Genomic DNA, 13,483 nt, shown 5'->3' on the forward strand with positions numbered 1-13,483 from the left:
AGCACGCCGTGGCACCGACCTCAGATGTGCGAGCGCGCAACCGACAGCCACAGGTTTTGGCTTGACCATGCGCGATCGCGTCGGCGCCGGCGGCCGAGGTCCGTTGGCAGATGCGGCGAGCTCCTGGCGATTAAGCCATGGCGCTGCGAAGCTTGCCCAGCAGCTCGGTCCGGCTCTTGCGTGCCGCAAGCGCCTGATCCATGTCGACCTTGACGAACTTCACCGGCGTGTTGGGTTGCAGCTGGCCGATCAGATCCATGTCTGCGGCGATCACGGTGCCGACCATGAAGTAGCCGCCGCCGGATACGGCGTCGCGATGCAGCACGATCGGCTCGGTGCCGCCGGGAACCTGGATCGAGCCGTAGGGATAGCAGGCATCGGTGATGTTGGACGGATCGGAGCCGGCGCCGAACGGAGGTTCGCGCGGAACGAATTCGAGCGGCTTGCCGCCCTTGAAACGGTAGCCGATGCGGTCCGCTTCCGGCGCGACCTTCCAGGTGTCGGAGAAGAAGCCGCTGCCGGCGGCCTCGGTGATGCGGTGCCAATAGAGGCCGGGCATGGCGCGCAGCTCTGTCGGCATTCCCGCCGGTTGCCCGCGCAAATCGTTGGCGACGGTGCGGCCGTCCTTGACCGGCACGCTGGCATGGCCGACCGGCAATTCGTCGCCGGCCTCGAGCTTGCGGCCCTTGAAGCCGCCGAGCGCGCCGAGTGCGTACGTCGATCGCGAGCCGAGCACCACGGGCACATCGATGCCACCGGCGACCGCGATGTAGCCGCGCGCGCCTCGCTTGAGGAAGTCGAAGGAGAGAATCTGGCCGCGCTTCACCTTGAAGCTGGTCCAGATCTCGCGCGGGTCGCCGTCGAGTTTCGGCGGCAGCTCCGCGCCGGTGACGGCGACCGTGGCGTCCTCGGTGAATTCGAGCTCGGGCCCCATGAACACCGCTTCAAGCACCGCTGCGCCTGCATCATTGCCGACGAGCAGATTTGCAGCGACCAGCGCGTGACGGTCCATGCCGCCGGAGAGCGGGATGCCGATGTGATAGTAGCCGGGACGTCCGAGGTCCTGGACGGTGGTCGCAAGACCCGGCTTCAAAACCCTAACGGCCATGGAGAACTCCATCGAGCTTGCTGTTGTAGCCATCAATGTCGCGGTTGAACTCGGTCAGCGAGAACGAGACGTCGCGGATCACGGGCGCGAATCGGCCGGCGTCGACGTCGGCGACCGCAGCGTCATAGGCTGCCCGGTCGATCGGTTTCCATTTCACGATGTCGCCCGGTTTGAACAGGCACATGAAGTCACGCAAATAGCTGATGGTCTGGTTGGGATCATAGATCGGCATCGGCGTGATGCCGAACATCTGGTAACCGCCGGCGCCGCGCACCGAATAAATGCAGCTGAAACAGCCGCCATGCCCGACGGTGAGCTTCGGCGTATCCGTGCGCGGGCGCAGATATTTCGGGGCCTGAAGCTGCCGCTTGCGCTCGACCATCTGGTAGAGGAAGGGCAGGCCGGCGACGAAGCCGACCATCGAGACGAACCAGGGCGCGCTGGAATGCGCCTTGATGAAGGCATCGACGCTGTCGAGGCCGTTGATCCGCGCGGCGTATTCGAGGTCGGTGCCGTCAGGATCCTGGTGACGCTCGCGGAAGCGCATCAAGGTCTCATGGGTCCAGGGATCGTTGTAGAGCACGGGAATCTCGATGATCCGCGTCTTGATCACCGGTTCCGATTTCTCGGATGCGGAATCCAGCCGCTTCAGCTCGGCGAGGAGATCGTCCGGCTTGATCTGATCCGGATCGAACTTGACCTGATAGGACGCGTTCGCCGGGCAGATCTCGGTAACGCCCTTGATCCTGGCATCGCGCACCGCATTCGTGATGAACAGGCTCTTGAAAAAGGCCTCGAGCGACATCGCTTCGCCGACCTCGGCGAAAATGTGCTCATCGCCGCCGAAGGAAAATCGAGTTTGCATGCTAGCGGCCTCCTGTTGCTGACGGGGCGGATTCTATCGCCATCATGAGGCGACCTTCGCGGCTGATGGCGGCTGAGCGGTGGCAAGGGCGGCGGCATGGGACTCAAGCCATGGTTCGAGCCATGCCGTATGGAAGCGTCCAGCCTGGACGTCGGCGTCGCGCGCCAGCGCCTGGTGCAGGGGCTTGGTCGTGAAAATGCCTTCGACGCTGAGCTCGGCAAGCGCGCGCTCGAGTTTCTTCATGGCGCTCGGCCGATCCTTGTCGTGCACGATCAGCTTGCCGAGCAGGCTGTCGTAGAAGGGAGGCACCGTGTAGCCCTGATAGAGCATGCTGTCGAAGCGAACGCCGTCGCCGACGGGCAGGCTGAGCGCGCTCACCGTGCCCGGGTTCGGCAGGAAGTTTCTGGCGGGATCCTCGGCGTTGATACGGACCTCGATCGAATGGCCGCTGACGCGCATCTCGTTCTGGCTGATGCGTAAGCGTTCGCCGCCGGCGATCTGGATCATCTCGCGGACGAGGTCGATGCCCGTGATCATCTCCGTGACCGGATGCTCGACCTGGATGCGGGTGTTCATCTCCAGGAAGTAGAATTCGCCGGTGGCGTCGTCGTAGAGATATTCGAGCGTCCCGGCGCCGCGATAATTGACCGCTTTGGCGAGTGCCACGGCCGAGGTGCAGAGCCGCTCCCGCGCGGCCTGGGTGAGCGAGGGCGAGGGGGCTTCTTCCCAGACCTTCTGGCGGCGGCGCTGCAACGAGCATTCGCGCTCGAAGCAATGGATCACGTCGTGTCCGTCGCCGAGCACCTGCACCTCGATATGCCGCGCGCCTTCGATCAGCTTTTCGACGTAAAGCCCGCCGTCGCCAAAGGCCGCGAGCGCCTCGGCCTGTGCCTGCGGCATCAGATGTTGAAACTCCTCTGGCGACCGCGCGATGCGGATGCCGCGTCCGCCACCTCCGGCGGCGGCCTTGATCATCACGGGGAAACCGGTTTTCTCGACCAGTGCGAAGGCCGCTTCCGCCGACTCCAGCCGCCCCTGGCTGCCGGGGACGGTCGGCACGCCGGCCGCGGCGGCGGCCTCGCGTGCCGCGACCTTGTCGCCCATCAGCCGGATCGATTCCGCGGTCGGGCCGACAAAGATCAATCCCGCCGCTTCGACAGCGGCGGCGAACTCGGCGTTCTCCGCCAGGAAGCCGTAGCCGGGATGGATGGCGTCGGCACCGGTGCTCCGTGCCGCGGTGAGGATGGCCGCCTGGTTGAGATAGGATTTCGACGCCTGCGGCGGACCGATATCGACCGCTTCGTCGGCGAGCCTGACTGCAAGCGAGTCCTGGTCGGCTTTGCTGTAGACCTGCACGGTCGCAATGCCGAGATCGCGCGCTGCGCGGATGATGCGCACCGCGATCTCGCCGCGATTGGCTATGAGGAGCTTCTTGATCGCCATGGCTGGTCGAAGAGCCCTAAACGTCGATTTCGGCGATCGGCTGGCCGGCCATCACGGCATCTTCATTCTCGGCCAGGAAGCGGACGATCTTGCCGGCGATGCCGGCTTTCACCTCGTTGAACGATTTCATCACCTCGATAAGCCCGATCGTGTCGCTCTCGGCGACGGCGTCGCCGTCGTTCTTGTAGACCGGCTTGTCGGGCGCGGGCTTGCGATAAAAGATGCCTGGGAGCGGCGAGAAGATCTGCTGCGTTGCCATTGTTTCCTCTTGAAAGTCTTTGGTTCGTTGCCGCGACGGTTCAGCGCGCGGTGAGATAGGGGCGCACCGCCTCGCGGACGGCCTCGGCGATGGCGACGGCGTTTGGCGTGTCGGAGTGGATGCAGATCGAATCGGAGCCGACCACGATGTCGTTTCCGGCCACCGTGCGCGTCTTGCCTTCATTGACCGCCCTTGCGCATCGGGTGGCGGCGTCGGCCGGATCCTTCGCCTCGTGCTCGCGGGTGATGATCAGGCTGCCGTCGGCATTGTAGTCGAGGTCGGCATAGTATTCGGCGACGAAGGCATGACCGCGCCGCTCGTAGACCTTCTGGTGCAGCGTTCCCTTCATGCCGAGCAGCGGCACCTTGTAGACGTCAGCGGCATCAGCCACGGCTTCGGCGATCTCCTCGCTACGTGATGCCATGCCGTAAAGTGCGCCGTGCGGCTTGATGTGATTGAGCGCCATGCCTTCGGCATCCAGGAAGGCCTTGAGTGCGCCGATCTGATAGAGCAGGCAATTGGCCAGCTCCTCGCGGTCGATCTTCATCTCCCGGCGACCAAATCCCTGCAGATCGGGCAGCGACGGGTGCGCCCCGACCTTGACGCCGAATTGCTTGGCGAGCTGCACGGTCTTGCGCATGTGATTGAAGTCGGAGGCATGAAAGCCGCAGGCGACGTTCGCGACGTCGATATGAGGCATCAATGCCTTGTCGTCGCCCATCTTGTAGAGGCCGTAGGCCTCGCCCATGTCGCAGTTGATCACGACCATCTCCTGATTTCCTTCCAACTGGCTTTGCATATGACCGGCGAAGGCCGCCCCGGGGTATGACTGGCGCACCCAGGGCGGCGCATTGCCGGGTTACTTGGACACCAGATAGTCGAGCGGGATCTTTTCCGAGATCGTCCACTGGTCGATCACCTGCGGCTTGCCGGCCTCGGTGTCGACGATCAGGTAGCGACCCTGGTTCTGGTGGTGGATGTCCTTGGTGAAGGTGCGCGGCCCGAACAGCGTGGACTCGTTGTTCATCTTCTCGAGCTCGGCCACGACGGCCGCCGCATCGGTCGATTTGGCGCGTTCGACCGCCTTGGCCCAGACGTCGATCAGGACGTAACCCGGATAGACGTACTGGCTGGAGGGGTCACCGCCGGTGACCTCCTTGTACTTCTTGTTGAACTCGTTGACCTTCGGATTCGGATCATCGCCATAGACCGAGCCCTGCACCGGGACGTAGAAGTTCGAGAGATCAGGAACGGCGTTCATCCAGTAGCTGCCGTCGACACCCGACCCGTTGAGGATCATCGACTTGATGCCGGCGGCACGGATCTGCTTGATGGCGGAGACAGCGCCCGGCATCATCGTGCAGAGCATGATGGCGTCAGGCTCCTTCGGCAGGCTCTTGATGCGCGTGATCTGCGAGGCGATCGAGGCATCGTCGTTCTTGAAGGTGTCGCTGCCGACCAGCTTGGCCTCCTTCAGGCGCGGCAGCATCCAGTCGAAGCCGTCGCAGATGCCCTTGTTGTAGACGGTCCAGCTGTCGAGCAGCCGATAGAAGCTGCGTGCGTTCTTCTTGGTGTAAGCCCATTCCGACATGGTCGCTCCCTGCACCGGTGCCAGCACCGAGGCCGAGAACGAGAACGGGCCGACGCCGGGGATGCCGGCCTTGATCGATTCGGCGCAGAGGAAGAAGGAGACCTTGCCGGCGGCCTGCGCCTGCAGCGCCGCGGGCGCGCCGAAATCGTAGTCGCAGGAGACGATGACGAGGTCGGCACCCTGGTCGAGCACCGCAAGGCCGGCTTTGGCACCCTCCGCCTGATCGGTCTTGGTGTCGGCAAAGACTGGCTTGATCTTCTTGCCGAGCAGGCCGCCGGCCTTGTTGATCTCCTCGATCCGGATCAGCGCCGCGTCCTGCGCCGGCTTGTCATAGGCCTGCATGAATCCGGATGCAGCGGTCGCAAATCCAACAACGATCTCGTTGGCTGCCCGGGCCGGCGTGAACCAGAGCGCGGATGCTCCGGCCAAGATGCTGAGTAATGTCGTAAAGCGCATAACCCCACTCCTCCAATTGTACAAACGAGCGTCAGTGCAGTTCCTTCAGCGCGGTCTGGACCGGTGGCGTCAGGCGGCGCTGCAACGGCCATCGACGCCAGGAGAATTCCTGGTTGCGGGTCAGTCCCGTCGGCAAGTACATCAGGATCGCGATGGTGATGATGCCGATCGCGATCTCCTGGACACCGTTCGGCAGCCCGACGGTGTGACCGCCGAGGCTGATGCCCTTCTCGAGATTGCGGAACAGCTCGATCAGCACGGATATCGCGACTACGCCGGAGACGGCTCCGCTGAGGCTGTACATGCCGCCGACCACCAGCATCGACAGCGTGATGAACGTCGTCCGCAGATAGAATGCGCCGGGATTGACGATGCTCAGGAAATGCGCGTACAGCGCGCCGGCGAGCCCGATGATGAAGGCGCTGACGACGAAGGCGATCAGCCGTTCTCGAACGATATCGATGCCGGAGGCGCTGGCCGCGACGGCTTCGTCTCGCGTGGCGCGAAGTGCTAGTCCGGAGCGCGAGATCGAGTAGAGATAGGCGATCGCGATGGCCACCGCGCCGCCGATCCATCCGGTCCAGACATTCATGGTGGGCGGAATGCCGACGATCGAACCCTGTCCGCCCGTCACCGAATCCCAGTTCGAATAGATATTGTTGATGACGCCGAGCAGGCCGAAGGTCGCAATCGAGGCGGCGATGCCCGACAGGCGCATGATGACGCGCCCGACGATCAGCGCGAACAGTGCCGCAAACAGTCCGGATATCGGTGTCGCCACCCACATCGGCAGTTGCGCGTGGAGCAGCCACGCCGGCAGGCCCTTGAGCGTGATCGACTTCATCACCGGCGGAATCGTGAGCCAGGCGGTCATGTAGGCGCCGAGGCACATGAAGCTGATATGCCCGAACGACAGCAGGCCCGAATTGCCGACGAAGACGTAGAGCCCGACCACCACCATGATGTTGATGAACATCTCGACCACGGTGCGGTTGAAGGCCCGGCTGCCGAATTGATAGGAGAGGGCGGCCATGATGAGCAGCGCCACGATCAGCACGATCGGCGTGATGATCGTTTGCCGGATGACGGACGGCCGCTGCGACATCGATCAGACCCTCTGCTTGGCGGATTTCGGTGCGAACAGGCCCTGCGGCCGCACCAGAAGGACGACGATAACGGCGCCGTAGACGAAGGCGTCGCGGAATACCCTGGCGTCGTGTGGCAGGGTCGCCTGGAACACGACGCTGGCCGCACCGATCAGGAAGCCGGCGGCAACGGCGCCGGGAATGCTGCCGAGGCCGCCGATCACGGTCGCGATGAACGCGATCAGCATCACGTTGGCGCCCATGCCGATGTCGGCGGTGCCGGAATTGGTCGCCAGGATCAGGCCGATCGCCGCCGCCAGCATGCCGCTGATGGCGAAGGCCAGCAGGATCACGCCGTTGGCGCGGACCCCGAGCATGCGCGCCATGGTGAAATTGTCGGCGGCCGCGCGCATCTCGAGCCCGTAGCGCGTGCGCTTGAGGAACAGGACGAGGACCACCAGCACGGCCAGCGTGATGATGATGGTCACGACCTGGAGCATCGGGATGTGAGCGCCCAGGAGTTCGACCGGCAGGCCGAGGCTCGGCCACAGCGTGATCGACTTCGGCCGGCTGGAAAACAGCATCAGCAGGAGATGCCGGATCACGAAGCCGAGCGCGAAGGAAGCGATCATCATCGTCGCCGGATTGGCATTGCGGAAGCGGCGGAAGACGACGATCTCCGACAGGATCGACAGCGCGGCCCCGATCAAGAGCAGCAGCGGGATCAACAGATAGAACGGCAGCTGCCCGGCAAAGACGATCGCCGCCGCATCGATCGACGGCCACAGCATGGCGAAGACGCAAAACGCGATGAAATCGCCGTGCGCGAAGTTGACGAGCCGCATCACGCCGAAGATCAGGGCGATGCCGAGCGCACCAAGGGCGTAGAGGCTGCCGAGGCTGAGGGCATCGAAGATGATCTGGAGCAGCTCGCGCATGTCAATGATCTCCGAAGCCGAAATAGGACTGCTTCAGACGATCATCCCTGACCATATCGGCCGCAGGGCCCTCGAGCACGATGCGGCCGCCGCGGATCAGGACCATCCGTCCGCCCGTCATCATGGCGCGTGTCGAACTCTGCTCGACGATCAGGAGGGTGAGCTTGCGCTGCGTCCGCAGCCGCACCAGGATCTCGTAGACCTGGTCGATGATCTTTGGCGCAAGGCCGAGCGACGGCTCGTCGATCGCCATGATGCGGGGCGCGGCCATCAAGGCGCGGCCAATGACAAGCATCTGCTGCTGGCCGCCGGAGAGCATGCCCGCCGGGGTGTGGCGGCGCTCGGCCAGCATCGGGAATTCCTCGTAGACCTGATCCAGATCGTCGACGATCTTCTTGCGGTCGGCGCGCATGCCGGTTCCGACCTTCAGATTCTCCTCGATCGTCAGCGCGCCAAAGACATTGCGTCCTTCCGGAACCAGGGAGAATCCACGCCGGGCGATGTCTTCGGGTGCGGCACCCGTGATCTTTGTGCCATCGATCATGATGGACCCGGAGCCCGGTGGCACGACGCCCGCGATGGCGTTGAGCAAGGTCGACTTGCCGGCGCCGTTCGGGCCGGTCACGAACAGGATTTCGCCTTCATCGATCTTCAGCGTCAGGCCGCGGAGAGCCGTCAGGCGCCCGTAGCTGACGGTGATGTCGTCGACGGCAAGCAGCGTCATGACGCGACGGCCTCTTCGGCGGCGACCGGCGGAAGCGGCTCGTCGCGCTGCGTACCCATATAGGCGTGCCGCACCGCATCGCTGTCACGGATCTGAGCGGGCGGGCCGGCTTCGATGACTTCGCCGGAATCGAGGACGTAGATCCGCTCGCAGAGCTCGAGCACGAGGCCGATATTGTGCTCGATCAGCAGCACCCCGACATTGAGCTCGCCGGCGATCCGCCGGATGATGGCGGCAAGTTCGTGGCTTTCATGCTCCGACATTCCAGCCGCCGGTTCATCGAGCAGCAGATAGCGCGGTGTGCACATGATGGCGCGGCCGATCGCGACGCGGCGCTCGTCGGTATAGGGCAGGGCACCGGCGATCGTGTTGGACAGATGCGAAATGCCGAGCCAGGCCATGACGCGCTCGGCTTCACCGATCGCCTCCGGACGGGATTGGCCCAGGCCGACGCCGGTCACCTCAAGGTTGTCCATCACCGGCAGGTCGCGGAAAAGTCGGCCCGACTGGAAGGTTCGCGCCACGCCTTTGCGGCGCAGCTTGTGCGCTGCAATGCCACTCAGCGTCTCGCCCTCCAGTTCCACGGTTCCGGCGCCAACCGGCTGGAAACCTGTCAGCACATTAATAAGAGTGGTCTTGCCGGCTCCATTCGGACCGATCAGCCCGACGATACGTCCCCGCGGTACGGTCAAGGTCACGTTGGACAGCGCCTTCAGGCCTTCGAATTGGACGCTGATATCGCGAGCGACCAATTCCAAACCATCGGACATGACCTCAATGCCTCTCACTCGCGAACCGACGGATTGATTTTTCCGTTCCCCCGGGGGATTGTAAAATTCGAAATATCGTTCGCTGATATCGGAAATTTTTATGTCTCTGACGTTCCGTCAGGTTCGGCATTTCATCGCAACCGCCGAGACCGGGCGCGTTTCGGCCGCCGCGGCGGCGCTCAGCGTGACGCAGTCTGCGGTCACCGCGTCCATCAAGGCGCTCGAGGCCGAGCTCGGTCACAAGCTGTTCGACCGTCATTCGAACGGCGTGACGCTGACCTTTGACGGACGGGAGTTCTTGCAGCGTGCCCGCGCCATCGAGGCTAGTGTATCGGATGCCATACGTGGGCCGCATCGTTGGGGAATGCAGGTCGACGGCACCGTCGATGTCGCCGTCAGCTACACCATCGCCGGCTATTTCCTGCCGCCCTTGTTGTCGCGCTTCTGGCGATCATTCCCGGGCATCACGGTGCGTCTCCACGAGTTTCCGCGCGACGCGATCGAGCAGAGCTTGATCAGCGGTAGCGTCGATGCGGCCATCATGCTGGTTGCAAACTTGCATGACCGGCACTCCATTCGCTCGCGGCTCTTGTTGCGCTCGCCGCGTCGCTTGTGGACCTGCGTCAATCATCCGCTGCTGCGCAAGGACAGCATCAAGCTGGCGGACCTGGCAAGCGAGCCCTATCTGATGTTGACCGTCGATGAAGCCGAACGCTCCGCGATGCGTTACTGGCAGCATACGGCGCATGTGCCGAACGTCATCTTCCGGACCCTGTCGGTCGAAGCGGTTCGCAGCATGGTCGCAACCGGCATGGGAATTACGATCCTGTCCGACATGGTCTACCGTCCCTGGTCGCTGGAAGGACATCGCATCGATCTCAAGACGCTCGATGACGATGTCCACACCATGGATGTCGGGCTTGCCTGGAAGGACAAGGCGAAGCTTTCTCCGGCGGCTCGCGCGTTCTGCGAGTTCGTTGCTCATTCCTATCCCGGATCCGAGCCGATCCAATTTGAATAGCGGACTTGCCCCTGCCAGGGGCAGGCTTGCGCAGCGTCTTTCCTTGGCCGGAGCCTGGTCAAACTGCTGATGATGGATTGGACTGAAGGTTGCCGACACGTGCCTCTGCCCCAACGTCGAACAGGGCAAAGGCGGCGCAGGATGTCAGGGGTTACCTGTAGGCTTGGACATCGCTGAACGCGCGCGTCTCAGGGCAGTGGCGGCGACAACGCCTGCGCAACAGCCGGCGCCTTTGACGAATATGTCTTTTATGTAGCCATGCCTGCCGGCGAGCAGCTTTTGAATCAGTTCGAAGCCGACAATGACGGCGAGAAGCGCCAGCAGGATTGGCAGGACATGCTTCGGATAGGCGAACGAAAAGACGGCACCGACAACGAAGAGCGCGGCAAAGCGATCGGCGTTTGGCGATATCAACGTGTGGGGACGAAATGCCAGCGTTGTATCGGTGACGATGAAGAGGCCCAGGATCAAACCCCAAGCCAAATATCGGAATACGGTTTGGGGCATTTCTGAGCTCAACGGGCCATGTTGGGCGCGACATTGAGCGGTGCGCCGCCGATCGAAACGGGACCCGAGGACCTGGCTGCCCGAGGCGGCGGCTTTCTCGGCTGCGGGGCGGGTGGCGCGATCGGGGCACGTGGCACCTCGGCCGCAACAGGTGGCGGCGGCGCTGCCGGCGGCGGCAGATGCTGCAACTCGTCGACCTTCGAGGTCAGGGCCGCCAGCTGGTCGGTAATGGCCTTCAATTGCGCCTGCCCGTCGGCTACCGACCGATCGAGTGCGGCGAGGTCTTCCTCGAGCTTCTGCTGGGCCGCGAGGAGAGTTGGCAATGCCTCCTTGTCGCTCGTCGTCATCGCCTCGCCGGACGATTCGTGGCTTATGGCGGGGACCAATGCCGCGACTTCGGGCCAAGCGTAGACGCCGCCGGCGCCGACAAGGGCGAGGACGACGATCAGAAGGAACCACGGCCAGCGGCGGCGACCGGCGGGCAGGGGGCTTTTCGGCGCATGGCCGTGCCACGCCAGGTCGGAATCGTTGTCCATCAATGCTTCCTAGGCGCCTCTGGCATTCGTTGCAATCGATACGGAGTTCGACCATGTTACCGGGTAATGCTCCATTTGCCCGTTTCCCCCTCAGCGCCTACCCGTACTTCCCAACTCCTCGAAGAACTCGTCGCGCAAGCACCTGACGGCCCCGTCGACCTTGAATGGCTCCTCAGCCATCTGGACAGGCGCTCGTTCGGGCTGCTCCTGCTGTTGCTGGGGCTACTCGTGATCGTCCCTGGCGTGGCCACGGTTGCGACGCTGGCCCTCCTGTTTCCGGCGGTCGAGATGATGTTGGGGCACAGTGCTCCATCTTTTCCCCGCTTTCTGTCGAAGCGGCCGTTCGACTTCAAGCGATTCAAGCGGTTTACCGTCAGGGCGGGTCCGCTGCTGCGCGCGATCGAGAACATCAGCCGGCCGCGCTGGAACGCGCGCCATGACGTGACGGACCGGCTTGTTGGGTTGGTCGTGTTCCTGTTGGGTCTGCTGGCGGGCTGGCCCCTGCCTCTGGTCAACGTCATTCCCGGGATTGTGGTCGTCCTGATCGCGATCGCTTACCTGCAGGAAGATGGTCTGCTGTTGGCTGTGGCAATGGCGGCCGCGGTGATGTCTCTGCTTGGCCTTGGATGGACGCTCTGGACGTCGGCCGCGGCCGTGATCAGCTGGATCGCGGTCTGAAATACCGCGGCAAGCCGCGGGGTAGATGCGCTACAGGACCGCTGAAGTTTAAGACATTGGTTATCACTTTGCTTTCATTTTCACCGCCTCATTCAACAAAGAGGCACCATGTCTGACATCACCATTCCCGGCGGAAAAATTCGTTCCTTCATCGAGCGGATCGAGAATCTGGACGCTGAACTGCAGGAACTGAACGAGCAGAAGAAGGAAGTGTTTTCGGAAGCCAAGGGTGAGGGTTTCGACGTGAAGATCCTCAAGGAGATCGTCAAGCTGCGAAAGCAGGATCAGGATGAGCGCGACGAGCGCGAATCGCTGCTCGATCTCTACATGCGCGCCATGGAAACGGCACCGGCGGACAAGGCTGCTGCTAAAGCGGCGTGAGACGCCCGGTGCGTTCCCCGCGATCGAGATCCGGGGGGCGCGCGATCTCTCGGCGGACGAACTTCCCAAGCTCGTCCGCCCCGTCCCATCAACCATTCGCGCGGCGTTGGTCGCACCTTCCGCTCATGGTTGCGTGTTCCGATCGGATCGGAGTAGCGCTCGATCAGGGTTGATGCGGCGATGCGCAGCGGAGCGCTGGAACCGGCAATCCAGGGTCATCGCGACGCTTTGGCACCCCGCGCCGTTTCGACCATGGTTCGAAAGGTGATCGAGTATCTGGGGGCCTCGACCGGCGGAATGCTGTGCTCCCATATCTGCCGTGCATCACCGGCCATCAGGTAGAGTGATCGGGGCGCCGCATCGAGCGTGAACCGCTTCCATCCGTTTTCCGTCCGGCGACGAAAGCGGAACTTGCACGCGGATCCCAGGGACAGTCCAAAGATCCGGTCGAAATGCGGCTTGTCGCGGTGCCAGCCGATACCGACGCCGCGATCATATTCGGTGCACAGGATCTGCCCGATCTCGGTCGACGCGCCGCCGAAGGATTGGATCGCGGCGACGATGCCGTTTAACCAGGAGGGGATCGGCTCGGCACATTCCAGTCGGCGCGACGCATAGTCGTACCGGTAACCGAACGAAGCCACGCGGCGCTTGCCTTCGAACTGTCCGAACTGGAAGGGGGCAAGCGGAAGTGCCCGGATGTGGCGGATGAGTTCGCCCTCGGCCGCTTTGGAAATGAAATCCGGCGCGTAGTGCAGACCCGCCGGTTCTGCGGCGGGCGCATCGAACATCGACAGTTGTTCGGACAATCTGGTGCCGTCAGTGTTTGCGAACCTGTCACGAATATGGGCGCGTCGAGACAGAATTTAAACCGGCCGTCAGCTCGCTCGTGCTTCCACCTGGCGCGGCTTCGATGGGCGAAAGGCGGCGTCAATGCTCGGTCCCGGCATTCTCTTTCGCCACGATCTTCAGGCCTTGGCCAGGAGCGATTGCCGCAACGTCGTCGGCTTCGTTCCGTCGCCGCGGGTGATGGCGCTATAAGGACCAGTTGACCTTAGGGACAGGCTCCCAGGCCAAATGTATCCAATATCGCAGTGTCGACTTCAAAAAGACCGATCGAA

The 13,483-nt window shown here is 63.2% G+C and carries 16 protein-coding genes; 3 read left to right on the plus strand and 13 right to left on the minus strand.

Annotated features, from left to right (window positions below; genetic code table 11):
- Nucleotides 1–130: 130 nt before the first annotated feature.
- The 10 genes from AC1VNY_RS13715 to AC1VNY_RS13760 form a co-directional block, all read right to left on the minus strand.
- Nucleotides 131–1,108: a 5-oxoprolinase subunit C family protein gene (locus AC1VNY_RS13715; RefSeq protein WP_482405528.1), complete on the minus strand. Its 978-nt coding sequence runs from the start codon at nt 1,106–1,108 to the stop codon at nt 131–133.
- On the minus strand, nt 1,098–1,973 hold the full coding sequence (locus tag AC1VNY_RS13720; protein ID WP_028345055.1) for a 5-oxoprolinase subunit B family protein: 876 nt from the start codon (nt 1,971–1,973) through the stop codon (nt 1,098–1,100). Before AC1VNY_RS13720 ends, AC1VNY_RS13715 begins: the two co-directional genes overlap by 11 nt.
- Before the next feature lie 42 nt (nt 1,974–2,015).
- A complete protein-coding gene (locus AC1VNY_RS13725) occupies nt 2,016–3,416 on the minus strand; it encodes an acetyl-CoA carboxylase biotin carboxylase subunit (RefSeq protein WP_482405529.1) in 1,401 nt (466 codons plus the stop codon).
- A 16-nt stretch (nt 3,417–3,432) separates the two neighbouring features.
- Complete coding sequence (locus AC1VNY_RS13730) at nt 3,433–3,675, minus strand: acetyl-CoA carboxylase (RefSeq protein WP_018270951.1); 243 nt, start codon at nt 3,673–3,675, stop codon at nt 3,433–3,435.
- A 40-nt stretch (nt 3,676–3,715) separates the two neighbouring features.
- Entirely contained in the window at nt 3,716–4,444 is a 729-nt protein-coding gene (gene pxpA / locus AC1VNY_RS13735; RefSeq protein WP_018270952.1) for a 5-oxoprolinase subunit PxpA, read from the minus strand.
- Nucleotides 4,445–4,534: 90 nt separating this feature from the next.
- Nucleotides 4,535–5,722 (minus strand): ABC transporter substrate-binding protein, encoded by a 1,188-nt coding sequence (locus AC1VNY_RS13740; RefSeq protein WP_028345052.1) that lies wholly within the window; start codon nt 5,720–5,722, stop codon nt 4,535–4,537.
- Between the two features lie 31 nt (nt 5,723–5,753).
- Nucleotides 5,754–6,827 carry a branched-chain amino acid ABC transporter permease gene (locus tag AC1VNY_RS13745; RefSeq protein ID WP_482405530.1) on the minus strand — a complete coding sequence of 358 codons (1,074 nt, stop codon included), beginning with the start codon at nt 6,825–6,827 and terminating at the stop codon, nt 5,754–5,756.
- 3 nt (nt 6,828–6,830) lie between these two features.
- Complete coding sequence (locus AC1VNY_RS13750) at nt 6,831–7,745, minus strand: branched-chain amino acid ABC transporter permease (protein WP_038381946.1); 915 nt, start codon at nt 7,743–7,745, stop codon at nt 6,831–6,833.
- A 1-nt stretch (nt 7,746) separates the two neighbouring features.
- Nucleotides 7,747–8,469, minus strand: coding sequence for an ABC transporter ATP-binding protein (locus AC1VNY_RS13755; protein WP_482405531.1), 723 nt, complete (start codon nt 8,467–8,469; stop codon nt 7,747–7,749).
- Nucleotides 8,466–9,239: an ABC transporter ATP-binding protein gene (locus AC1VNY_RS13760; RefSeq protein WP_038381944.1), complete on the minus strand. Its 774-nt coding sequence runs from the start codon at nt 9,237–9,239 to the stop codon at nt 8,466–8,468. The genes AC1VNY_RS13755 and AC1VNY_RS13760 overlap by 4 nt, the downstream gene beginning before the upstream one ends.
- A 100-nt stretch (nt 9,240–9,339) precedes the next feature.
- Between AC1VNY_RS13760 and AC1VNY_RS13765 the strand changes: the two genes are divergently transcribed.
- Nucleotides 9,340–10,260 carry a LysR substrate-binding domain-containing protein gene (locus tag AC1VNY_RS13765; protein ID WP_375764385.1) on the plus strand — a complete coding sequence of 307 codons (921 nt, stop codon included), beginning with the start codon at nt 9,340–9,342 and terminating at the stop codon, nt 10,258–10,260.
- A gap of 144 nt (nt 10,261–10,404) precedes the next feature.
- On the opposite strand, the gene AC1VNY_RS13770 is transcribed toward AC1VNY_RS13765, so the two are convergent.
- Nucleotides 10,405–10,767 (minus strand): hypothetical protein, encoded by a 363-nt coding sequence (locus AC1VNY_RS13770; protein WP_375764386.1) that lies wholly within the window; start codon nt 10,765–10,767, stop codon nt 10,405–10,407.
- Between the two features lie 8 nt (nt 10,768–10,775).
- Nucleotides 10,776–11,303, minus strand: a complete 528-nt coding sequence (locus AC1VNY_RS13775) for a hypothetical protein (protein WP_482405532.1) — start codon at nt 11,301–11,303, stop codon at nt 10,776–10,778.
- A gap of 66 nt (nt 11,304–11,369) precedes the next feature.
- Between AC1VNY_RS13775 and AC1VNY_RS13780 the strand changes: the two genes are divergently transcribed.
- Together AC1VNY_RS13780 and AC1VNY_RS13785 are read left to right on the plus strand one after the other, a co-directional pair.
- Nucleotides 11,370–11,981, plus strand: coding sequence for an exopolysaccharide biosynthesis protein (locus AC1VNY_RS13780; protein ID WP_038381942.1), 612 nt, complete (start codon nt 11,370–11,372; stop codon nt 11,979–11,981).
- Nucleotides 11,982–12,089: 108 nt separating this feature from the next.
- Entirely contained in the window at nt 12,090–12,362 is a 273-nt protein-coding gene (locus AC1VNY_RS13785; RefSeq protein ID WP_016842183.1) for a DUF2312 domain-containing protein, read from the plus strand.
- 215 nt (nt 12,363–12,577) lie between these two features.
- Here the strand turns inward: AC1VNY_RS13785 and AC1VNY_RS13790 are convergent, their stop codons facing one another.
- A complete protein-coding gene (locus AC1VNY_RS13790) occupies nt 12,578–13,171 on the minus strand; it encodes an alpha-ketoglutarate-dependent dioxygenase AlkB (protein ID WP_482405533.1) in 594 nt (197 codons plus the stop codon).
- Between the last annotated feature and the right edge of the window lie 312 nt (nt 13,172–13,483).

Source organism: Bradyrhizobium ferriligni (genome assembly GCF_056837965.1).

Bases quoted from the DNA above. Each gene is read 5' to 3' on its own strand.
- AC1VNY_RS13715 (WP_482405528.1), bottom strand. From the start codon at position 1,108: ATGGCCGTTAGGGTTTTGAAGCCGGGTCTTGCGACCACCGTCCAGGAC.
- AC1VNY_RS13720 (WP_028345055.1), bottom strand. From the start codon at position 1,973: ATGCAAACTCGATTTTCCTTCGGCGGCGATGAGCACATTTTCGCCGAG.
- AC1VNY_RS13725 (WP_482405529.1), bottom strand. From the start codon at position 3,416: ATGGCGATCAAGAAGCTCCTCATAGCCAATCGCGGCGAGATCGCGGTG.
- AC1VNY_RS13730 (WP_018270951.1), bottom strand. From the start codon at position 3,675: ATGGCAACGCAGCAGATCTTCTCGCCGCTCCCAGGCATCTTTTATCGC.
- pxpA (WP_018270952.1), bottom strand. From the start codon at position 4,444: ATGGTCGTGATCAACTGCGACATGGGCGAGGCCTACGGCCTCTACAAG.
- AC1VNY_RS13740 (WP_028345052.1), bottom strand. From the start codon at position 5,722: ATGCGCTTTACGACATTACTCAGCATCTTGGCCGGAGCATCCGCGCTC.
- AC1VNY_RS13745 (WP_482405530.1), bottom strand. From the start codon at position 6,827: ATGTCGCAGCGGCCGTCCGTCATCCGGCAAACGATCATCACGCCGATC.
- AC1VNY_RS13750 (WP_038381946.1), bottom strand. From the start codon at position 7,745: ATGCGCGAGCTGCTCCAGATCATCTTCGATGCCCTCAGCCTCGGCAGC.
- AC1VNY_RS13755 (WP_482405531.1), bottom strand. From the start codon at position 8,469: ATGACGCTGCTTGCCGTCGACGACATCACCGTCAGCTACGGGCGCCTG.
- AC1VNY_RS13760 (WP_038381944.1), bottom strand. From the start codon at position 9,239: ATGTCCGATGGTTTGGAATTGGTCGCTCGCGATATCAGCGTCCAATTC.
- AC1VNY_RS13765 (WP_375764385.1), top strand. From the start codon at position 9,340: ATGTCTCTGACGTTCCGTCAGGTTCGGCATTTCATCGCAACCGCCGAG.
- AC1VNY_RS13770 (WP_375764386.1), bottom strand. From the start codon at position 10,767: ATGCCCCAAACCGTATTCCGATATTTGGCTTGGGGTTTGATCCTGGGC.
- AC1VNY_RS13775 (WP_482405532.1), bottom strand. From the start codon at position 11,303: ATGGACAACGATTCCGACCTGGCGTGGCACGGCCATGCGCCGAAAAGC.
- AC1VNY_RS13780 (WP_038381942.1), top strand. From the start codon at position 11,370: ATGCTCCATTTGCCCGTTTCCCCCTCAGCGCCTACCCGTACTTCCCAA.
- AC1VNY_RS13785 (WP_016842183.1), top strand. From the start codon at position 12,090: ATGTCTGACATCACCATTCCCGGCGGAAAAATTCGTTCCTTCATCGAG.